At 72.3% G+C, this 21,316-nt stretch carries 12 protein-coding genes; 8 read left to right on the top strand and 4 right to left on the bottom strand.

Going from position 1 to position 21,316, the window contains the following annotated elements; translation table 11 throughout:
• Both QZV97_RS16580 and QZV97_RS16575 read left to right on the top strand, forming a co-directional pair.
• Positions 1-977 (top strand): methyl-accepting chemotaxis protein (locus QZV97_RS16580; protein ID WP_295644963.1); only part of this gene is annotated, 977 nt, incomplete at its 5' end.
• A 61-nt stretch (positions 978-1,038) separates the two neighbouring features.
• On the top strand, positions 1,039-7,344 hold the full coding sequence (locus QZV97_RS16575; RefSeq protein WP_295644960.1) for an Hpt domain-containing protein: 6,306 nt from the start codon (positions 1,039-1,041) through the stop codon (positions 7,342-7,344).
• Between the two features lie 24 nt (positions 7,345-7,368).
• Here QZV97_RS16575 and QZV97_RS16570 read toward each other — a convergent pair whose 3' ends face one another.
• The 3 genes from QZV97_RS16570 to QZV97_RS16560 form a co-directional block, all read right to left on the bottom strand.
• The gene (locus QZV97_RS16570; RefSeq protein ID WP_295644957.1) at positions 7,369-7,848 is read right to left on the bottom strand and encodes a tRNA (cytidine(34)-2'-O)-methyltransferase; all 480 of its coding nucleotides are present in this window, start codon (positions 7,846-7,848) and stop codon (positions 7,369-7,371) included.
• Between the two features lie 127 nt (positions 7,849-7,975).
• Positions 7,976-8,641 carry a hypothetical protein gene (locus QZV97_RS16565; RefSeq protein ID WP_295644953.1) on the bottom strand — a complete coding sequence of 222 codons (666 nt, stop codon included), beginning with the start codon at positions 8,639-8,641 and terminating at the stop codon, positions 7,976-7,978.
• Positions 8,642-8,652: 11 nt separating this feature from the next.
• Positions 8,653-8,985, bottom strand: coding sequence for a GrlR family regulatory protein (locus QZV97_RS16560; RefSeq protein WP_295644950.1), 333 nt, complete (start codon positions 8,983-8,985; stop codon positions 8,653-8,655).
• Positions 8,986-9,318: 333 nt separating this feature from the next.
• On the opposite strand from QZV97_RS16560, the gene QZV97_RS16555 reads away from it, so the two are divergent.
• Entirely contained in the window at positions 9,319-15,234 is a 5,916-nt protein-coding gene (locus QZV97_RS16555) for an MG2 domain-containing protein (protein WP_295644947.1), read from the top strand.
• On the top strand, positions 15,231-17,342 hold the full coding sequence (gene pbpC, locus QZV97_RS16550; protein WP_295644944.1) for a penicillin-binding protein 1C: 2,112 nt from the start codon (positions 15,231-15,233) through the stop codon (positions 17,340-17,342). The genes QZV97_RS16555 and pbpC overlap by 4 nt, the downstream gene beginning before the upstream one ends.
• Before the next feature lie 9 nt (positions 17,343-17,351).
• Here pbpC and QZV97_RS16545 read toward each other — a convergent pair whose 3' ends face one another.
• On the bottom strand, positions 17,352-18,095 hold the full coding sequence (locus QZV97_RS16545; RefSeq protein ID WP_295644940.1) for a ComF family protein: 744 nt from the start codon (positions 18,093-18,095) through the stop codon (positions 17,352-17,354).
• Between the two features lie 27 nt (positions 18,096-18,122).
• Here QZV97_RS16545 and QZV97_RS16540 point away from each other — a divergent pair, with 27 nt between their 5' ends.
• The 4 genes from QZV97_RS16540 to QZV97_RS16525 form a co-directional block, all read left to right on the top strand.
• On the top strand, positions 18,123-19,049 hold the full coding sequence (locus QZV97_RS16540) for a biotin synthase (protein WP_295644938.1): 927 nt from the start codon (positions 18,123-18,125) through the stop codon (positions 19,047-19,049).
• 105 nt (positions 19,050-19,154) lie between these two features.
• Positions 19,155-19,727 (top strand): DUF2244 domain-containing protein, encoded by a 573-nt coding sequence (locus QZV97_RS16535; protein ID WP_295644968.1) that lies wholly within the window; start codon positions 19,155-19,157, stop codon positions 19,725-19,727.
• Positions 19,728-19,750: 23 nt separating this feature from the next.
• On the top strand, positions 19,751-20,974 hold the full coding sequence (gene coxB / locus QZV97_RS16530) for a cytochrome c oxidase subunit II (protein ID WP_295644934.1): 1,224 nt from the start codon (positions 19,751-19,753) through the stop codon (positions 20,972-20,974).
• A gap of 27 nt (positions 20,975-21,001) precedes the next feature.
• The coding region (locus QZV97_RS16525; protein WP_295644931.1) for a cbb3-type cytochrome c oxidase subunit I at positions 21,002-21,316 on the top strand (315 nt) is incomplete at its 3' end.

Raw genomic sequence — 21,316 nt, 5'->3', positions numbered from 1 at the left:
CCATTCTGCGGCTGATGAACGAACTGCAGACGGTGGCCGAAGGCGACCTGACGCAACAGGCCACGGTGACGGAAGACATCACCGGCGCCATCGCCGACTCGGTGAACTACACCGTGGAAGAACTGCGCACCCTGGTGTCGCAGGTGCAGGGCACGGTGTCGCGGATGACCGAGACCACCTCGCAGGTGGAAGCGACGTCGACCGAACTGCTGGCCGCCTCCGACGAACAGCTGCGCGAGATCCGCGAAACCGGCGAGTCGGTGCTGCAGATGGCCGGTCGAATCAACGGCGTGTCCGCGCAGGCCACGCAGTCGGCCCAGGTGGCGCGCCAGTCGCTGGTGGCCGCCGAGTCCGGCCTGCAGGCGGTGCAGAACGCCATCGGCGGCATGAACCAGCTGCGCGACCAGATCCAGGACACCTCCAAGCGCATCAAGCGGCTGGGCGAGTCGTCGCAGGAGATCGGCGAAATCACCGAGCTGATCTCCGACATTACCGAACAGACCAACGTGCTGGCGCTGAACGCCGCCATCCAGGCGGCCTCTGCCGGCGAAGCGGGTCGCGGCTTCTCGGTCGTTGCCGAGGAAGTGCAGCGGCTGGCCGAACGCTCCGGCGACGCGACCAAGCAGATCGCCGCGCTGGTGAAGACCATTCAGACCGACACGCAGGATGCCGTGGCGGCCATGGAGAGGTCGACCCAGGGCGTGGTCGAAGGCGCCAAGCTGTCCGACAACGCCGGTACCGCGCTGGGCGAGATCGACCGCGTGTCGCGCCAGCTCGCCGAGCTGATCGAGGACATCTCCAGCGTCGCCTCGCGCGAAGCGCAGTCCGCCAACGTCGTGGCCGCCAACATCCAGCACATCTTCGCGGTGACCGAGCAGACCGGCGACGGCACGCGCTCGACCGCGCAGCTGGTGCGGGAACTGTCGCGCACGGCCGAAGAACTGAAGGCCTCGGTCGCGCGGTTCAAGATCGGCTGAGCCCCGACCTGCCCCCGCAAGCCACCGAGCCCGCGCGCCCCACGTCACCGGACCGCCACGGATGGACAGTCAACACGACACCCTCGACGACGTCAGTGCCCTGGCCTGGGTCCAGGAGGAGTTGCGCAAGTCGCTCGACAACGCGCACAAGGCGCTGCGCCGCACGCTGAAGGACACCGAGTCGACCTTCGGGTCCGACCTCGACGACGTCGAGCCGACCCTGCTGCGCGCCGCGCGCCAGCACATCCACCAGGGCGTGGGCGTGCTCGAGCTGGTCGGCCTGCCGGCCGGCGCCGCGCTGCTGCGTGGCAGCGAGGCCGCGGTCCAGCGCTTCATCGCCAAGCCGCACAAGCTCGACCTCGCCGCGGTCGAGGTCATCGAGCGCGCCTCGTTCGCGCTGCACGACTTCCTGGCGCGCCGGCTCGCCGGCAAGGCGGTGTCGCCGGTCGCGCTGTTCCCGCAGTACCGCGCCGTGCAGGAACTCGCCGGTGCCGAGCGCGTCCACCCGGCCGACCTGTGGCCGCAGGAATGGCAGTGGAACAACGTCGCCCCGGAGCCCGGCATCGCGCCGCGCGGCGCCGACCCGGCGATGACCGCCGAGTTCGAGTCCCAGTCGCTGGCGCTGATGCGCCAGCCCGGCCCGGCGGTGCAGAAGCGCCTGTCCGACCTCGCCGCCGGGCTCGCCGCCGGCGCCGAGCAGCCGCACACCGCCACGCTGTGGCGCCTGGCGTCGGCCTTCTTCGAGGCGCAGGCCGAGGGCCTGCTGACGCCCGACGTCTACGCCAAGCGCATGACCTCGCGGCTGCTGGCGCAACTGCGCGGCCAGCAGCGCGGCGACCCGACCGCCGGCGAGCGCCTGGCGCGCGACCTGCACTTCTTCTGCGCCCTGGCGGCAGCCCCGTCCACCGGCCAGGCGACGCGGCTCGCTGCCGTGCGCGCCGTCTACCCGCCGACGCGCGACGCCGTGCCGGCCGACTACAACGCCGTCCAGCTCGGTCGCTACGACCCGGCGTGGATCACGCAGGCGCGCAAGCGCGTCTCGACCGCCAAGGACTCGTGGTCGGCCGTCGCCGGCGGCGAGATGCACCGCCTGTCGGGTCTCAACGAGCAGTTCGCGCTGGTGGCCGACTCGCTCAAGCGCCTCGTGCCGGGCGGCGAGGTGCTCGGCGACTCGCTGTCGCGCGCCGTCGCGCAATCGGTGCAGGGCGGCGGCGTGCCGCCTCCGGCGCTGGCGATGGAGATCGCGACCAGCGTCCTGTACATCGAGGCCGCGCTCGAGGACGGCGCCTTCGACCACCCCGAGCAGGCCGGGCGCGTGCAGCGCCTCGCGCAGCGTGTCGACGCGGTGCACGGCGGCGGCACGCCCGAGCCGCTCGAGACCTGGATGGAGGAGCTGTACCGCCGCGTGTCCGATCGCCAGACGATGGGCAGCGTGGTGCAGGAGCTGCGCAGCTCGCTGTCCGAGTCCGAGAAGCTGATCGACCAGTTCTTCCGCAAGCCGACCGAGCCCGCGGTGCTGATCCCGGTGCCGGCGCAGCTGCAGGCGATGCGTGGCGTGATGTCGGTGCTGGGCCTGGGCCAGGCCACGCAGGCCGTGCTGCGCATGCGCGACGACGTCGACGCGCTGGTCGCCGCCGGCGAGGACGCGCGCCACCAGCAGCCGTTGTTCGAGCGCCTGGCGGGCAACCTCAGTGCGCTGAGCTTCCTCATCGACCTGCTGGGCGTGCAGCCGCAGGCCGCCAAGTCCCTGTTCCAGTTCGACAGCGCCTCCGGGCTGCTGGTCTCGCAGGTCGGTCGCCAGAGTTCCGCGCTCGAAGCCGCGGCCGCGCCGCGTCTCGACGCCGAACTGGTCGCCCAGGCCCAGAGCCTGGCGCGCGACAGCGGCGCGATGCCGCTGGACGAGATGTCGCGACGCATCGACCAGCTGGCGCAGGCGCCCGGCGTGGCGGCGCAACCCGAGCTCACCGCCTCGCTGACCAGCGCGCAGGCCGCGATCGACACCGCCGACGCACCGTTCGCCCGGCGCCAGACCGAAGCGCGCGTGCGCGAGCAGGTCGCCGACGCGCTGGCCGACTTCGTCTCGACCGCGTCCGACCCGGTCGGCCTGGACGCGCCGCGCGTCTCGGCCCCGATGCCGCTGATGTCGCTGGCGCCCACCGCGCCGGTCCAGCAGACCGGGCTCGAGGGCGACGACGAGATGCGCGACATCTTCCTCGAGGAAGCGCGCGAGGTGCTGGTCAACGCGCGGGCCGCGCTCGATGCGCTGGCCGATGCGCCGGGCGACGTGGAACAGCTCACCACGGTGCGGCGTTCGTTCCACACCTTCAAGGGCAGCTCGCGCATGGTCGGGCTGAACGACTTCGGCGAGGCCGCCTGGGCCTGCGAGCAGCTCTACAACGACCAGCTCGCCACCCAGCAGCCGGCCAGCGTCGAGCTGCTGCAGCTCAGCGGCGACCTGCTCACGCATCTGGGCGGCTGGATCGAGGCCATCGCGGCCGGCAACGTGAGCGGCTGGCACAGCGCGCCGGTGCGCAAGGTGGCCGATGCGATGCGGCTCGAGGGCCGCACGCTCAAGCTGGCCGATGCGGCCGCACCGGCCCCGGCTGCCGTCGTCGCGCCGGCCCCGATGGCACCGATCAGCCTGGTGCTGCCGGCCGCCAGCGACCTGGATCTGCCGGCGCCCGCCGCCGCACCTGCCGTCACCCCCGAGCCCGCCGCCGTGCCGGGCATGGACTTCAGCTTCGACCTCGGCGAGCCGGCCCCCGCGCTGCCCGAGGTCGTGCCGCTGGCCGACGCCGAAGCGCTGGCTGCCTTCGACCAGCCCTTCGACGCCACCGCGCCGGCGGTCGACCTGCCGGCCCTCGACGACGCGCTGGACCTGAGCGCCTCGCGCGGCTACGACGCCGCGCCGACCGCGCCGCTGCCGCTGGACGAGCTGCCCAAGCCGGCCATCGCCGACGACGCACTGTTCACCACCATCGACCTCGACATGCCGGCCCCGGTGCCCGGCACCGTGGTGCCGGACGCGCCCTCGCTGATCGAGCCGCTGCAGCCGACGCTGCCCACCGTCTCCGGCTTCGAGCCGCAGCCCGGCGCGCTGGAAGACGGCAGCCCGGTCGCTCCGCTCGACGAGGCGCCCGAGTCCGACGTCGTGCCCTTCGAGTCCAACGACATCGTCGTCGCGCTGCATCCGTCGGGCGCGGGCGAGCTGTCGTCGGGCTTCGTGCCGGCGGCCGACGAGCCGGTCAGCGACCAGGTCAAGGTCGTCGGCCCGCTGCACATCAGCATCCCGCTGTTCAACATCTACCTCAGCGAGGCCGACGAGCTGTCGCGCCGCCTCGGCACCGAGCTGTCCGAGTGGACGCACGAGCTCGATCGCCCGGTCGGCGAGACCGCGGTCGCGCTCGCGCATTCGTTGGCCGGCAACTCGGCGACCGTCGGCTTCAGCGACCTGTCGTCGCTGGCGCGCCAGCTCGAGCACGCGCTGATGCATTCGCAGCAGCTCGGCGGCGGCGGCAGCGGCGATGCCCAGCTCTACCTCGACGTCGCCGAAGAGATGCGCCGGCTGCTGCACCAGTTCGCCGCCGGCTTCCTGAAGTCGCCGCCGCCCGAGCTGCTGCAGCGCCTGGGCGAGCACGAGCTCGACCTCGCGCGCCGCCTGGCCGAGCAGGCCGCGGCGCCCGTGGCGTCCGAGGACGAGACCGCCGCGCCTGCGCCCAGCCTGCCGGCGCCGCTGGCGCCCAGCCCTGTGCCGGGCGGTACCGCCTTCGCCGACTTCGGCCAGGCCGAGTTCAAGCCCTTCGTGCCGCTGCCCATCGAGGCGCAGCGCGCGGTGCAGCAGGCCGCGCCGCGCGCCGCCTTCGACACCGACGAGGACCTCGACTCGGTCGACGTGGTCGACGTCGACCTCTTCCCGATCTTCGAGGAAGAGGCCCTGGAACTGCTGCCCGAGCTGACCGCGCACCTGCGCGACTGGGTCTCGCAGCCGCACGAGAACGCGCATGCCGCTGCCAGCATGCGCACCCTGCACACCTTCAAGGGCGGTGCCCGCCTGGCCGGCGCGATGCGCCTGGGCGAGCTGGCGCACCGCCTCGAGACCGCGATCGAGCACCTGCTGGCCCGCGAGTCGTCGGCCAGCACCGCCGAAGTCGAGCCGCTGCTCGAGCGCGCCGACGGCCTGGGCATCGCCTTCGAGGCGCTGCGCCAGCGCGACGCGCTGGCCTATTCGGCCGCGCAGGACGCGGTGCAGCCGCTGGCCGATACGCCCGAATCGCACGTCGTCAACACCGCCTGGCCGCCGCTCGACGAGCCGGTGGCCGAGTCGGCACCGGCGCCGCTGCCGGTCATGCCCGAGCCGGTGCCGCAGCCTGCGGCGTCGCCCGCGCTGCAGGACCTGCCGCTGCCCGCCGTCGCCCGCGACGCTGGCGGTGCACGCGACATCGACTGGTCGCGCTTCGCCCTCGGCACCGGCGTCACCGCGCCGGTGGCCCCGGCCGAGCGTGCGCCGCTCGCGTCGGCCGCCGCGGTGCGCGTGCGCACCCAGCTGCTGGACCGCATGGTCAACCAGGCCGGCGAGGTCAGCATCGCCCGCGCCCGACTGGAGTCCGAGGTCGGCCAGATCAAGGGCTCGCTCGGCGACCTGACCGACAACCTCGAGCGTCTGCGCGGCCAGCTGCGCGACATCGAGCTGCAGGCCGAAACCCAGATGAGCACGCGCATGGAGGCCGCCAAGGCCGCGGCGCAGGCCTTCGACCCGCTGGAGTTCGACCGCTTCACGCGCTTCCAGGAACTGACGCGGATGATGGCCGAGTCGGTCAACGACGTCGCCACCGTGCAGCGCTCGCTGCAGCGCACGCTGGAGACGGCCGAAGACGAACTCGCCTCCCAGGCCCGGCTGACCCGCGACCTGCAGGACGACCTGCTGCGCACCCGCATGGTCGAGTTCGAGGGCCTGTCCGAGCGCCTGTACCGCGTCGTGCGCCAGGCCGCCAAGGAGACCGGCAAGCAGGTGCGCCTGGACATCGTCGGCGGCTCGATCGAAGTCGACCGCGGCGTGCTGGACCGCATGACCGGTGCCTTCGAGCACCTGCTGCGCAACTGCATCACCCACGGCATCGAGTCGCCCGAGGCGCGCGCCGCCGCCGGCAAGGAAGCCGTCGGCAGCATCGTCGTCTCGCTGCACCAGGAAGGCAACGAAGTCAGCGTCGAGTTCCGCGACGACGGCGCCGGCCTCAACCTGGCGCGCATCCGCGACAAGGCCGTCGCGATGGGCCTGATCGACGGCAACGTCCAGCACGTCGACGCCGAGCTGGCCAACCTGATCTTCATGCCCGGCTTCAGCACCGCCGACAAGGTGACCGAGCTGGCGGGCCGCGGCGTCGGCATGGACGTGGTGCGCTCCGAGGTCAACGCCCTGGGCGGCCGCATCGAGACCGCCAGCGCCCACGGCCAGGGCACCAGCTTCAAGCTCGTGCTGCCGCTGACCACCGCGGTGACGCAGGTCGTGATGCTGCGCGCCGGCAATGCCGTCGTGTCGGTGCCGGCCACGCTGATCGAGATCGTGCGTCGCGCCACGTCGGCCGAGATCGACAAGTCCTACGCTTCCGGCGCCTACGTCTACGGCGAGCAGTCGCTGCCCTTCTTCTGGCTGGGTGCGCTGCTGCAGATGAGCCCGCGCGGCGGCGACGCCGCGGCCCGGTCGCAGCCGGTCATCGTGGTGCGCTCGGCCGCGCAGCGCATCGTGCTGCACGTCGACGAAGTGCTGGGCAACCAGGAAGTGGTCGTCAAGAACCTCGGGCCGCAGCTGTCGCGCCTGCCCGGCCTGGCCGGCATGACGCTGCTGGCGTCGGGCGCCGTCGCGCTGATCTACAACCCGGTGGCGCTGGCCACGGTGTACGGCGATGCCGCACGCCAGGCCATGGCCGCCGCGCTGCACGCGCCGCAACAGCCGGTCGTCATGCAGCCGGTCGTGCCGGCGGCACCGATGGCGCCGCTGGTGCTGGTGGTCGACGACTCGCTCACCGTGCGCCGCGTGACCCAGCGCCTGCTGGCCCGCGAAGGCTATCGCGTCGCGCTGGCCAAGGACGGCCTCGACGCGCTGGAGCGCCTGGCCGAGGAGCGCCCGGCGATCGTGCTCAGCGACATCGAGATGCCGCGCATGGACGGCTTCGACCTCGTGCGCAACATCCGCGGCGACGTGAAGCTGGCCTCGCTGCCGGTCATCATGATCACCTCGCGCATCGCGCAGAAGCACCGCGACTACGCGGCCGAGCTGGGCGTGAACCACTACCTCGGCAAGCCCTACAGCGAAGAAGAGCTGCTGGCGCTGATCGGCCGCTACTGCGCGATGGAGCAGGCCGCGATCTGACCGACGGCCGGCGCGGCGGGCGATTCAGCCGGCCGCGCCCTCGTAGCCCTGCTGACGCCAGGCCTCGAACACCGCCACCGCGACCGCGTTCGACAGGTTCAGGCTGCGCTGCCCCGCGCGCATCGGCAGGCGCAGGCGCTGCGCCGGCGACGCGAAGTCCGCGTCCAGCAGCGCCGGCGCGAGGCCGCTTGTCTCGCAGCCGAACACCAGCCAGTCCCCCGGCGCGAAGCGCGCGTCGGCCAGCGGCGTGGCGGCGCGCGTGGTGAACGCGAACCTCCGCGAGGCCTCGGGCCGCTCGGCCGCCAGCAGCGCCGCCCACGACGCATGCCGGCGCAGCGACGCGTACTCGTGATAGTCCAGCCCGGCGCGCTGCAGCAGCTTGTCCTCCATCGAGAACCCCAGCGGCTCCACCAGGTGCAGCGTGCAGCCCGTGTTGGCCGCCAGCCGGATCACGTTGCCGGTGTTGGGCGGGATCTCGGGGTGGACGAGGACGATGTGGAACATGGTGTCGGGCGACTCAGTGCCGATTGTCGATCGGCGGTAGCGCGGCACGCATTGGCTGTTCGGGGGTAGCTGCGATCGGTCAGGAGTTGCCAGTCGCACTCAATTGGGCAAGCGGCCGCCGGAACCTCTACAGGGAGTGCGCTGGTTCTCGCTGAACGACTACGGACACACCGTCGGGCCCCCAAGACAAGATGACTTGAAACGCCGCCAATCCCTCAACACCCGCTGCGTCGATGTACTCGATGGACATGCGAACTTCTCCGACTTCTGCCGCACCGGATTCAAAGCTCAGCATCTGCTGGCGGATGTCCCCTTCCCTGACGACCTGAGCGCTCACTAAGTCGCCCCAGGCACACGGCGGCTCTAGAGCGAAACGCGCATCAGTGCATGTGGCGCCGTGGTTCTGAACTTCAAGTTGCACAAGCGTCCGCTCGGCGTTCCTGAGTATCTGGGTGCCTTGTACTGCGAACTTCGGCTTCGCGTACTCTCGCCGAGCAGCCTGCTCCTCGTTGTTGAGCTCGACCAACCGCCGCTGTTGTGCGACTGACTGTCGAAGCTCGTCGGCCTGCAGCTTTAGAGCTTCGGTGTTCAGTCTCAGCTCTTCCCCTTGCTGGATGAACCCGAGTACCAGCCACACGATGGCCAATGGCCCAAACGCACCGGCCAGAAAGTCACCCACCGCGTTTAGGTCCATAGTCAATAGCTTGGACCACCTCTCGTGGGTGAGGATGCACAAGCCACCCAAGTAGACCAGGCTTACCAGCCCTCCAATGCATCCGAGGCGCTTGTTCACACTGGTCGGCGCTAGGCGGCGGTGGAGATGAACTTGCCGGTGATCTGGATACGCTGACCCGGCTGACCGGTGATGCTTCCATTGACTGTGAAACCGTCCGCAGTCACCGAGCCGGCCAAGGCCAGATCGAACGCCTTCAAGGGCCCAAACACGGATTGCACCCTCGGGTTCCACTGCTTTATATGCAGCTGAGAAGTTGCGGTCACTCCAGCTTGAATCATTGTCCCCGTGTACAGATAGCCAGGATCCCCGCCGTTCACTTTGCCGTTCTTGATAACGGCAAGACCTTCACCGATCTGGCCGTGACCAGCACTAAAGCGCACGTGATAGATGCCGTCAGTCATGTGTGTTAATCCATTGCCTTGAGTCTGCTACCGCCATCAACGGCAAGCATATTGCCATCGCTCGTCGGACCACACAGAAGCCGGTCGTTCGGTAGATGGGTGGAAGCTGAGAGAGTGAAGCCATTGCGACGTGGTGTCTACAAGCCTGTAGATGGCCCTGCATCCGAGCTTCTCGATTGTGTGCTTCTTGAGGCGCCGATGGTCCGCAACGGTTCAGCAGGCAGCCGCCGAGCCGCCTCTCCTCAACAACTGAAACGCCCCCGACAACAAGCCCGTCGTCCCACCGCCCCGACGCCCCCTAGACTCCCCGCCACCCCCATCGCGAGGAGCCGCATGCACCGCCGCCCGCCGATCCGCGCAGCCTGGTCGCTGCTCCTGCTGTCGTCGCTGTTCGTCGCCGTGCCGGCGCGGGCCGCCACCATCGCCAGCGTCTCACCGCAGGGCGAGGTCGCGCAGGTCCGGCAGGTCACGGTCAAGTTCTCCGAGGCCGTCGTCGCCTTCGGCGATCCGCGGTTGCCGGATCCGGCGGCGGTGCAGTGCGAGGGCGCGGCGCCGGCCGGCGCCGGGCGCTGGGCCAGCGACCGGGTCTGGCTCTACGACTTTCGCGAGGCGCTGGGTCCCGGCGTGCGCTGCACGCTGAAGGCGCGGCCCGACTGGAAGCCGGGGGTCGGTGGTCCGCTCGGCGGCCGCACCGAGTTCACGTTCTCCACCGGCGGCCCCGCGCTGCTGAGCGTGCGCCCCTGGCCGGGCAGCGACGTGGCCGAGGACCAGCACTTCCTGCTGGAGCTGAGCGGTCCCGCCGTCGAGGCGTCGGTCGCGGCCAAGGCCTGGTGCGAGGTCGACGGCATCGGCGACCGCCTGCCGCTGCGCGTGGTGACGGGCGCGCCGCGCGAGCAGTTGCTCAAGTCGCAGCGCATCACGGCCCCGGCCCGCGTCGCGCGCACGCTGGTCGTCGCCTGCGGCCGCCCGTTGCCGGGCGACACGCCGGTGCGCCTGGTGTGGGGCCGCGGCATCGCGGCGGCGGCCAACCCGGCGGTGCTGACGCGCGTCGACCAGCGCCAGGCCTGGCGCGTCCGCAAGCCCTTCACCGCCGACTTCAGCTGCGAGCGCGAGCGCGCCAACGCGCCCTGCCTGCCGATCCGCGCGATGCGGCTGCAGTTCTCGGCGCCGGTCGCGCGGGCGCTGGCCGAGCAGCTGCGTCTGCAGCCGGTGGGCGGTGGTGCAGTCGCTGGTCCGTCGCTCGCGCCGGTCTTCGACAAGGACGACAAGTCGTCCAGCGTCACCGGCGTGGAGTTCCCCAAGCCGCTGGCCGAGAACGCCGCCTACACCGTGCTGCTGCCGCCGGGCCTGAAGGACGATGCCGACCGGCCGCTGGCCAATGCGGCGTCGTTTCCGCTGAAGGTCGCCACCGGCGCGGCGCCGCCGATCGCCAGGTTCGCGGCCGCGCCCTTCGGCGTGCTGGAGTTCGAGTCCGCGGACGGCCGCGCGCTGCTGCCGCTGACGCTGCGACACGTGCAGGGCGACCTGCGCCCCGCGGCACCGGGCGGCCAGGTGCGCGTGAAGCGCATCGACGGCAGCGATGCCGATCTGCTGGCCTGGATCGCGCGCGTGCAGCGCCACCACGAGCGCGAGCTCACCGCGCGCGAGGCCGGCCTGCCCGAGCGCGACTGGTTCGACGTGCAGCGCGAGACCGACGCCAAGGGCCGCGTCAAGGAGCGCAAGGTCGAGCGCAGCGTCGCCAGCCGCGAGATCGCGCTGCTGGCGAAGGAGGGCGATGCGACACGGCTGGACCTGCCGGCGCTGCAGGGTGGCGACCCGCGGCCCTTCGAGGTGATCGGCCTGCCGATCGCCGCGCCCGGCTATCACGTGGTGGAGGTTGCGTCGGCGCGGCTCGGCCAGGCGTTGCTGGACAAGGCCGCGCCGATGTACGTGCGCACCGGCGTGCTGGCCACCAACCTGGGCGTGCACTTCAAGCACGGCCGCCAGGACAGCCTGGTGTGGGTCACGCAGCTGGACCGCGGTCGCCCGGTCGACGGCGCGGACGTCGCGATCAGCGACTGCCGCGGCAAGCGCCTGTGGGCCGGCCGCACCGACGCGCAGGGCATCGCCCGCGTGCCGCAGGCGCTGGACGACGGCGGCGGCGAGGACTGCCTGGTCGACGACGGCCTGCTGGTCACGGCACGCAAGGCCGTCGACCGCGGGCCGGCCAAGGGCCAGGTCGACCTGGCCTTCGTCTTCAGCGGCTGGCAGAAGGGCATCGAGTCCTGGCGCTACGACCTGCCGATGAGCCGCGACGCGCAGCCCGACGTGCGCGCGCACACGGTCTTCGACCGCACGCTGCTGCGGGCCGGCGAGACGGTGTCGATGAAGCACTTCGTGCGCGGCGAGACGTCCGCCGGCCTGGCCGCGCTGCCGGCCGCCGACTTGCCGACGCGCGTGAAGATCGTGCACCAGGGCAGCGGGCAGGAGCAGCTGCTGCCGCTGCAATGGGCCGCGCCGGGCGCACGCTCGGCGGTGTCGGCCTGGAAGATCCCGCCATCCGCCAGGCTGGGCGCCTACGACGTGCTGCTCGAGCGCGAGAGCGCCGACGAACGCCGGCGTCGCAGCTGGGTCAGCGGGAGCTTTCGCGTCGAGGAGTTCCGCGTGCCGCTGGTCGATGCGCGGCTCAGCGCACCCAAGGCCGTGCCGCCGGCGTCGCGCGAGCTGTCGATCGGCGTGCAGCTGAACTACCAGTCCGGCGGCGGCGTCGCGCAGGCGCCGCTGCGTGCGTCGGCGCTGCTGAAGGACCGCGCGCTGTCCTTCGACGGCTACGAGGGCTATGTGTTCACGCCGCCGCGCGACGTGTCGCGCCTGGACGGCGCCGCCGACGAGGACGAGGGAGCGTCCCCGCGTGGTGAACGTGGCGACGGCCGGCTGGTCGCCGACAAGCTGGCGCTCGCCACCGACGCGCAGGGCGCGGCCCGCGTGCTGCTGAAGGACCTGCCGGCGATCACGCGCGCGTCCGAGCTGCTGGCCGAGGTGACGTTCAACGATCCCAACGGCGAGGTGCAGACCGCCAGCACGAGCGTGGCCCTGTGGCCCAGCGCCGTGGTGCTGGGCGTGCGCGCCGGCTCCTGGGTCAGTGCGCGCGGGCGCACGGCCTTCACCGTGGTGGCGCTGGACACCGCCGGCAAGCCGCTGGCCGACCAGGCGCTGGAGGTGCGCGGCCGCGTCACGCAGATCGTCAGCACGCGCAAGCGCATGGTCGGCGGCTTCTACGCCTACGACAACCGGCAGGACGTCAAGGACCTGGGCGTGCTGTGCAGCGGCCGCAGCGATGCGCGCGGCCTGCTGGCCTGCGACGCCGAGCTGTCGGCCTCGGGCCAGGTCGAGCTGATCGCGCAGGCCCGGGACGCCGCCGGCAACGCGGCGCAGGCGGCGGCCAGCGTCTGGGTCACGCGCCAGGGCGAGCTGTGGTTCGCGCAGGACAACGACGACCGCATCGACCTGATGCCCGAGAAGCGCCGCTACGAGGTCGGCGAGACCGCGCGCCTGCAGGTGCGCATGCCCTTCCGCGAGGCGACCGCGCTGCTGAGCGTGGAACGCGAGGGCGTGATCGCCACGCGCGTCGTCACGCTGCGCGGCGACGACCCGACGGTGGACCTGAAGATCGAGCCGGGCTGGGGCCCGAACGTCTACGTCAGCGTGCTGGCGCTGCGCGGTCGCATCCGCGAGGTGCCGTGGTATTCGTTCTTCGCCTGGGGCTGGCAGTCGCCGGTCGAGTGGTGGCGCGCCTGGCGCCACGAGGGCAAGGATTACCAGCCGCCGACGGCGCTGGTCGACCTGGCGCGGCCGGCCTTCAAGCTGGGCGTCGCGGCGCTGCAGGTCGGCATCGCCGAGCACGCGCTGCAGGTGCGCGTGACGGCCGACAAGCCGCAGTACGCGGTGCGGCAGAAGGCGCTGGCGCGCATCCAGGTCACGCAGGGCGGCCAGCCGGTGCAGGGCGGCGAGATCGCCTTCGCGGCGGTCGACGAAGGCCTGCTCGCGCTGCGCGACAACGACTCCTGGGACCTGCTGGGCGCGATGCTGAAGGCGCGGCCCTGGGGCGTGGAGACCAGCACCGCGCAGAGCGAGATCGTCGGCCGGCGCCACTACGGCCGCAAGGCGGTGGCGGCCGGTGGCGGCGGCGGCCGCGGCGCGACGCGCGAGCTCTTCGACACGCTGCTGCTGTGGCAGGCCAGCGTGCCGCTCGACGCCAGGGGCGAGGCCACCGTCGAGGTGCCGCTGAACGATTCGCTGACGAGCTTTCGGCTCGTCGCGGTGGCCGACGCCGGCGTGCAGCGCTTCGGCAGCGGCTCGACGCAGATCCGCGTCAGCCAGGACCTGCAGCTGCTGCCCGGCCTGCCGCCGCTGGTGCGCGAGGGCGACCGCTACACCGCGCTGATGACGCTGCGCAACACGACGGCGCGCGAGATGAAGCTCGAGGCGACGCTGCAGGGCGCAGTGCAAGGCGGTACGCCGGCGGCCATCGCGCTGCCGCCGCAGGACCTGGTGCTGGCGGCCGGCGCGGCGAAGGAGATCACCTGGTCGGTCGAGGTGCCCGCCGAGGCCGGCGCGATCGCATGGGAGGCCGCGGCGGTGGAGCAGGGCCGCGCGGCCGACGCCGCGCAGGACCGCGTGAAGCTCGTGCAGCGCGTCGCGCCGGCGGTGCCGCTGCGCGTGTTCGCCGCGACGCTGGCGCAGGTCGACGGCAGCGTCGGCCTGCCGGTGGCCGCGCCCGCCGATGCGCTGCCGGCCAGCGGCGTCAAGCGCGGCGGCCTGCAGCTCGCGCTGCAGCCGCGCCTGAGCAGCGCGCTGCCGGGGCTGCGTCGCTACTTCGAGACCTATCCCTACAGCTGCCTGGAGCAGAAGGCCTCCCGGGCCATCGGCCTGCGCGACGCCGCGCTGTGGTCGACGCTGGCGAACGAGCTGCCGGGCTATCTGGACGCCGACGGCCTGGCCGCGTACTTTCCGCCGCGCGCGCAGGACGGGCCGGGCGGCAGCGACCGGCTCACGGCCTACCTGATCGCGGCGGCGCACGAGGCCGGCTACGAGCTGCCGGCCGCGGCGCGCGAGCAGATGCTCGACGGCCTCGCGGCCTGGGTCGAGGGCCGCATCGAGCGCCGCTTCCAGGCGCCGCGCGCCGATGGCGACGCGCGCCGGCTGGCGGCCATCGAGGCGCTGTCGCGCCACGGCCGCGCGCAGCCGCGCATGCTGGGCACGGTCACGCTCGCGCCCAGCACCTGGCCGACCGCGGCGGTGATCGACTGGCTGAACATCCTGCGTCGCGTGCCCGGCATCCCCGACCAGGCGCGGCGACTCGAGGAAGCGCAGCAGGTGTTGCGCGCGCGCCTGACGTGGTCGGGCACGACGCTGAAGTTCAGCACCGAGCAGGACGATTTCTGGTGGTGGCTGATGGACAGCGCCGACGCCAATGCCTCGCGGCTGATCCTCGCGCTGCTGGACGATCCGGCCTGGAAGGACGAGCTGCCGCGGCTCGTCGTCGGCAGCCTGGGCCGGCAGCGCAACGGCGCCTGGCTCACGACGACGGCCAACCTGTGGGGATCGCTGGCGCTGGACAAGTTTTCGAAGAAGTTCGAGTCGACGCCGGTCGCCGGGCGCAGCGTCGCCGACACCGGCGGCGCGCCGGTCGCGCTGGACTGGACCGCGCAGCCGCAGGGCGGCACGCTGACGCTGCCCTGGCCGGCGGCGGCCGGCACGCTGAGCGTCGCGCAGCAGGGCAGCGGCAAGCCCTGGCTCGCGGTGCAGGGCCTGGCGGCGGTGCCACTGAAGGCGCCGCTGCGCGCCGGCTACGCGATCACGCGCAGCGTCGCCGCGGTCGAGCAGAAGAACGCCGGCCGCTGGACGCGCGGCGACCTGATGCGCGTGCGGCTCGAGATCGATGCGCAGGCCGACATGGGCTGGGTCGTCGTCAGCGACCCGGTGCCGGCCGGCGCCGCGCTGCTGGGCTCGGGCCTGGGCCGCGACAGCGCGATCGCGACCCGGGGCGAGCAGCGTGAAGGCCGCGCCTGGCCCGCGTACGAGGAGCGCGGCTTCGAGGCCTTCCGCAGCTACTACGCCTGGCTGCCGCGCGGGCGGCATGTCGTCGAGTACACGCTGAGGCTCAACAACCCGGGGCGCTTTGCGCTGCCGCCGAGCCGCGTGGAGGCGATGTACGCGCCCGAGAGCTTCGGCGAGTCGCCGAACGCGATGCTGGAGGTCGGGCCGTGAAGGCGGGCCTCGGACTGGCATGCATCGCGCTCGGTCTGTCGGCCGCGGCGCAGGCGCTGCCGAGCTTCGACGAGGTGAAGGCGGGTCACCGCCCGTCCGACGTGAGCCTGCTCGACCGCCACGGCGTGCCGGTGCAGACCCTGCGCGTCGACAAGACGGTGCGCCGCCTGCCCTGGGTGCCGCTGGCCGAGCTGTCGCCGGCGCTGCGCACGGCGATCGTGCTGAGCGAGGACCGCGACTTCCACGCGCACAGCGGCGTCGACTGGAGCGCGGCGGCCGCCAGCGCCTGGGCCAATCTGTGGAACACGCGGACGCGCGGCGCGTCGACGCTGACGATGCAGCTGGCCGGCATGCTGGACGAGGACCTCGCGCGCCCGGCCGGCGGCCGCAGCGTCGGCGTGAAGCTGGGGCAGGTCGTCGCGGCGAAGCGGCTGGAGTCGCGCTGGCGCAAGAGCGAGATCCTCGAGGCCTACCTCAATCTCGCGGCCTGGCGCGGCGAGGTGGTCGGCGTCGGGGCCTTGTCGCAGACGCTGTTCGGCAAGCTGCCGGCGGGTCTGGACGCGCAGGAGTCGGCCATCGCCGCGGCGCTGCTGCGCGGGCCGAACGCGGCACCGTCGACCGTGGCCCGGCGCGCCTGCGGCGTGCTGCGGCAGCAGCAGCTCGACTGCGTCGGCGTCGAGGCGCTGACCGAGAACGCGCTGGCGCGCCGCGGCGGCATGCCGATCGGCGAGCAGCTGGCGCCGCACTTCGCGCGGCGCTGGCTGCAGCAGGTCGAGGTGCCGGCCGACGGCCGCGTGCGCACGACGCTGGACGCGGGCCTGCAGCGCGTCGCGCTCGAGGCGCTGCGGCGCCAGATGGCCGAGCTGCGCGGCCGCAACGTCGAGGACGGGGCCGTGCTGGTGCTCGACAACGCCAGCGGCGAGGTGCTGGCCTGGGTCGGGTCGAGCGGTGGCTGGTCGGATGCGCCGGCCGTCGACGGCGTGCTGGCGCGGCGCCAGCCGGGGTCGACGCTCAAGCCCTTCGTCTACGGCCTGGCCTTCGAGCGGCGGCTGCTGACGCCGGCCAGCCTGCTGGACGACGCGCCGGCGCAGATCGCGACCGCGGGCGGGCTGTACCTGCCGCAGAACTACGACCGCGACTTCAGGGGCTGGGTCAGCGCGCGCACGGCGCTCGGCGCCAGCCTCAACGTGCCCGCCGTGCGCGCGGCGGCGCTGCTGGGCCCGGACGCGCTGTTCCAGCGTCTCAACGACGTCGGCTTCGCCCTGCCCGAGAGCGGCGGCTACTACGGCCATGCGCTCGCGCTGGGCGGCGCCGAGGTCACGTTGCTGGCGCTGACCAATGCCTACCGCACGCTGGCCAATGGCGGCGTGCACGCGCCGGTGGCGCTGGGACGCGAGCGCGCCAGGCCGCGGCGCGTGGCCGACGCGGCGGCGAGTTTCCTGGTCGGCGACATCCTGGCCGACAACAACGCGCGCGCGCTGAGCTTCGGCCTGGACAGTGCGCTCGCGACGCGCGGTTTCGCGGCGGTGAAGACCGGCACCAGCAAGGACCTGCGCGACAACTGGTGCGTCGGCTGGACCGAGCGCTACACCGTCGGCGTGTGGATCGGCAACGCCAGCGGCGAAGCCATGCATCAGGTCAGCGGCATCAGCGGCGCGGCGCCGGTGTGGCAGGCGCTGGTGCGGCAGCTGCACGCCGGCGCGCCGTCGCGCCGGCCCGCGATGCCGGCGGGCGTGCTGCGGACGGTGGCGCGATTCGACAGCGGGGCGGAGGCGACGCGCGACGAGCTCTTCCTGGCCGGCACCGCGCCTGCACCCGCGCAGGCGGCGCCGGCCGGCGCCGCGTTCGGCATCGCCAGTCCGCGCGACGGCAGTGTGTTCGCGCTCGACCCCGACATCCCGCCGCAGGCGCAGCGCATCCGCTTCGAGGGCGAGGCCGGCACCTGGGTGCTCGACGGCCAGCGGCTGGGCAGCGGGGCGCGACTGGCCTGGGCGCCGTGGCCGGGTCGACACGAGTTGCAGCTGCGGGGCCACGACGGCCGTGTGCTGCACAGCGTGCGCTTCGAGGTGCGCGGGGCGACGCTGAAGACCGCGCAGGCGCCGCGCTGACGGGAGCGCTCAGGGCGGCGTGCGCGCGACGACCCAGGCCTGCACCGACGCCACGCCCGCGCCGTGCAGCACGCGCGTGACCTCGCCGATCGTGGCGCCGGTCGTCATCACGTCGTCGACCACGGCGACGTGGCGGCCGCGCAGCGTCGCGACGGCGGCGCGATCGAGCAGGAAGGCGCCGCGAACGTTGGCAACGCGCTGCTCGCGCGGCAGCGCGACCTGGTGCGGGGTCTCGACCGGGCGCTGCAGCGCATCGACGGCGACGCGCAGGCCGAACCGGCGTGCCAGCGGCTGCGCCAGCAGCAGCGCCTGGTTGTAGCCGCGCTCGCGCAGCCGCAACGGCGCCAGCGGGACCGGCAGCAGCACGTCGATGGGCGGCAGGGCACGCGCTTCGACGGCGCGTGCGAGCTGCAGGGCCAGCACCGGCGCCAGGTCGATCGCGGCCTCGAACTTCAGCGCGCCGAGCAGGCCGTCCCAGGGGTAGCCGTAGTCGCAGGCCGCGACGGCGTGGGTCCAGGGCGGCGGCTCGCGCACGCAGCGGCCGCAGACCGTGGCCGCCGCCGGCAGCTGCAGCGCGCAGCGTTCGCAGCGGGGCCGCAGCGGCGCAAAGCAGGCGAGGCAATCGCCGCACAGGCGCGCCTCGGGCCCGGACCCGCCGGCCTGGCAGACCGCGCAACGATTGGGCAGTGCGCCCGCCACGCGACCGAGCCACGAAGGAAGTCGCGTGCCGGCACGCGGGGTCGGATCGAACATGGTCGGATCAATATACTGCCGCCGCCCATGAGCGATCCCGCCGCATCCGCCGCCCTGCACGGTGCCCAGCCGGCTGCGGTGCAGGCACAGCTGCGACGCGCGGCGCAGGCGAGCGAGGCGCCCTGGCTGCATCGCGAGGTCGCGCGCCGGATGGCCGAGCGGCTGGCGATCATCAAGGCCAGCCCGGACTGCGTGATCGACTGGGGGTCGCTGCGTGGCGGCGGGCGCGCGGCGCTGCAGGCGCAGTACCCCGAAGCGCGCATCGAGATGGTCGAGCCGACACCGGCGCTCGCCGAACGTTCGCGGCTCGCCGCGCGCGCGCCGTGGTGGACGCCGCGGCGCTGGTTGCGGCCGGCGCCGGCGGCGTGGCTCGAGCCGCGGGCGCCGCGTGACGGCCGTGCCGGCCTGCTGTGGTCGAACATGACGCTGCACTGGGCCGCCGACCCGGCGCCGGTCTTCGAGCGCTGGCGCGAGGCCGTCGCGGTCGGCGGCTTCGTGATGTTCTCGTGCTTCGGTCCCGACACGCTGCGCGAACTGCGCGCGCTGTACCGGCGCCTGGGCTGGGGCGTGCCGGGCCATGCCTTCATCGACATGCACGACCTGGGCGATGCGCTCGTTCAGGCCGGCTTTGCCGACCCGGTGATGGACATGGAGACGCTGACGCTGACCTGGGTCGATGCCGAGGCTGCGCTGGCCGAACTGCGCGGCCTGGGCAGCAACGCCGCCGGCGCGCGCCTTGCGGGCTGTCGCACGCCGCGCTGGCGGGCGCGACTGCTGGACGAACTGCAGTCGGCGCTAGCCGGTCCCGACGGGCGGCTTCGGTTGAGCTTCGAGATCGTCCAGGGCCACGCCTTCCAGCCGCCGCCGCGCCTGCGCGTCGCGGCGGAGACACGCGTTCCGGTCGAGACGCTGCGCCGTCTCGCACGCGCGGGCCAGCGTCCGCCGACGACCTGAGCGACGCCGGAAGGCACACGGCGCTGCGATACACTGCGCGCCGTGCGCGGCTGCTGGGCGATCCTCGTCGGCAACGCACCGCAGGCGATCAACGGCGATAGCAGCATGGCAGTGTCACTTGCAACGGGTCGGCCTCCGACGCATCTGCGATTTGGGCGGGTGCACGCGGAAGCGCAGGCGCGTGGCGAGACGGCGCTATCGGTCGAGTGGACCTTGAAGCGGAACTGCTCGCTCAGGCCCTCGCAGTTGCTGGCGGTATATGCATCGCTGTGCGTGATTTCGTTGGGGATCGCCACATACTTCTGGTTGCACGGCGCCACGCTGGTGATGCCGTTCGCCTGGGCGGAGTTGGTGATGGTCGGTGTGGCGTTGCTGGTGTATGCGCGGCACGCTGCCGATCGGGAGTTGATCACGCTGCAAGCCGGTCGCCTGACGGTGGAGCACCTGAACGGTGGCCGCGTCGAGCGCGCCGAGTTCGCACCGGACTGGGTCCGGGTCGAACCGCGTGACGACGATCGATCCCTGATCGAGTTGTCGGGGCAGGGCCGGATGATCGCGGTGGGACGCTACGTGCGGCCCGAGCTGCGGCGGGCCCTGGCGGAGGAATTTCGCATCGCGTTGCGGCAGGGGCCGGCGACGTGGTGGAGGGCAGGGGTCGCCGCGGGCGATGCTGCCTGAGTGGGATCTGATTGGAAGCGAGCATGGAAGCGAGCAAGATGAAGACGATCTACGCCCTCTTTGGCGGTGCCGCCCAGGCCGCGACGACGGCCCGGCGGCGCAGCGGTGAAGCCCTGCTGGGCCTGTCGGCGCTGCTGGCCACCGGCTCCGCGCTGGCCGTGAACAACCTCCCCGGCGGCCCCGCGGTCAACCAGCTCGACCTGCATCCGCCGATGACGCGCATCGCGGCCGAGCAGCAGTGGCTGCACTACTTCGTGATGATCATCTGCACGGTGATCTTCCTCGGCGTGTTCGGCGTGATGTTCTATTCGATCTTCAAGCACCGCCGCTCGAAGGGCGCGCAGGCCGCCAACTTCCACGAGTCGACCACCGTCGAGATCGTCTGGACCACGGTGCCCTTCCTGATCGTCATCGCGATGGCGCTGCCGGCCACCAAGGTGGTGGTTGCGATGAAGGACACCACCAACGCCGACCTGACCATCAAGGCCACCGGCTACCAGTGGAAGTGGGGCTACGACTACATCAAGGGCGAGGGCGAGGGCATCAGCTTCCTGTCCACGCTGGACGTCACGCACCGCATGATGTCCGACAGCGGCAAGCCGCCGCCGACCGACGACTACCTGCTGAAGGTCGACAACCCGCTGGTCGTGCCGGTCGACAAGAAGGTGCGCATCATCACCACCGCCAACGACGTGATCCACGCCTGGATGGTGCCCTCGCTGGGCGTCAAGCAGGACGCGATCCCGGGCTTCGTGCGCGACACCTGGTTCCGCGCCGAGAAGACCGGCGACTACTACGGCCAGTGCGCCGAGCTCTGCGGCAAGGAGCACGCCTACATGCCGATCCACGTGAAGGTGCTGTCGCAGGCCGACTACGCCGCGTGGGCCGAGGGCGAGAAGAAGAAGCTGGCCGCCAAGGCCGACGATCCGGCCAAGGTGTGGGCACTGCCCGACCTGGTGGCGCGCGGCGCGACGGTCTATGCCGCCAACTGCCAGGCCTGCCACCAGGCCAACGGCAAGGGCATGGGGCCGATCAAGGCGGTCGACGGCGCGGCCGTCGTGCTGGACGCCGACAAGTCCAAGCAGATCGCGATCCTGCTGAACGGCGCCAACAACGGCGCGATGCCGGCGTGGAAGCAGCTCTCCGATACCGAGCTCGCGGCGGTCATCACCTACACCAAGAACAACTGGTCGAACCAGACCGGTCAGATCGTGCAGCCGGCCGACATCGTCGCCGCGCGCAAGTAAGCCGTCGCACAGACTGGAAGGATAGACATGAGCGCAGTTCTCCCCCACGGTCACGCCGACGACCACGCGCACGACGACCACCACCCGCATGGCTGGCGGCGCTGGGTCTTCGCCACCAACCACAAGGACATCGGGACGCTGTACCTGCTGTTCTCGCTGACGATGTTCATGATCGGCGGCGTGCTGGCCCTCGGCATCCGCGCCGAGCTGTTCCAGCCGGGGCTGCAGGTCGTGAACCCGGAGCTGTTCAACCAGCTCACCACGATGCACGGCCTGATCATGGTGTTCGGCGCCATCATGCCGGCCTTCGTGGGCTTCGCGAACTGGATGATCCCGCTGCAG

The organism is uncultured Methylibium sp. (assembly GCF_902826655.1).
Lineage (GTDB): Bacteria > Pseudomonadota > Gammaproteobacteria > Burkholderiales > Burkholderiaceae_C > Methylibium.
This window is presented reverse-complemented; position numbering and strand designations above follow the sequence as displayed.

Bases quoted from the DNA above. Each gene is read 5' to 3' on its own strand.
- QZV97_RS16535 (WP_295644968.1), top strand. From the start codon at position 19,155: ATGGCAGTGTCACTTGCAACGGGTCGGCCTCCGACGCATCTGCGATTT.
- QZV97_RS16575 (WP_295644960.1), top strand. From the start codon at position 1,039: ATGGACAGTCAACACGACACCCTCGACGACGTCAGTGCCCTGGCCTGG.
- QZV97_RS16540 (WP_295644938.1), top strand. From the start codon at position 18,123: ATGAGCGATCCCGCCGCATCCGCCGCCCTGCACGGTGCCCAGCCGGCT.
- QZV97_RS16570 (WP_295644957.1), bottom strand. From the start codon at position 7,848: ATGTTCCACATCGTCCTCGTCCACCCCGAGATCCCGCCCAACACCGGC.
- QZV97_RS16555 (WP_295644947.1), top strand. From the start codon at position 9,319: ATGCACCGCCGCCCGCCGATCCGCGCAGCCTGGTCGCTGCTCCTGCTG.
- QZV97_RS16560 (WP_295644950.1), bottom strand. From the start codon at position 8,985: ATGACTGACGGCATCTATCACGTGCGCTTTAGTGCTGGTCACGGCCAG.
- QZV97_RS16545 (WP_295644940.1), bottom strand. From the start codon at position 18,095: ATGTTCGATCCGACCCCGCGTGCCGGCACGCGACTTCCTTCGTGGCTC.
- coxB (WP_295644934.1), top strand. From the start codon at position 19,751: ATGGAAGCGAGCAAGATGAAGACGATCTACGCCCTCTTTGGCGGTGCC.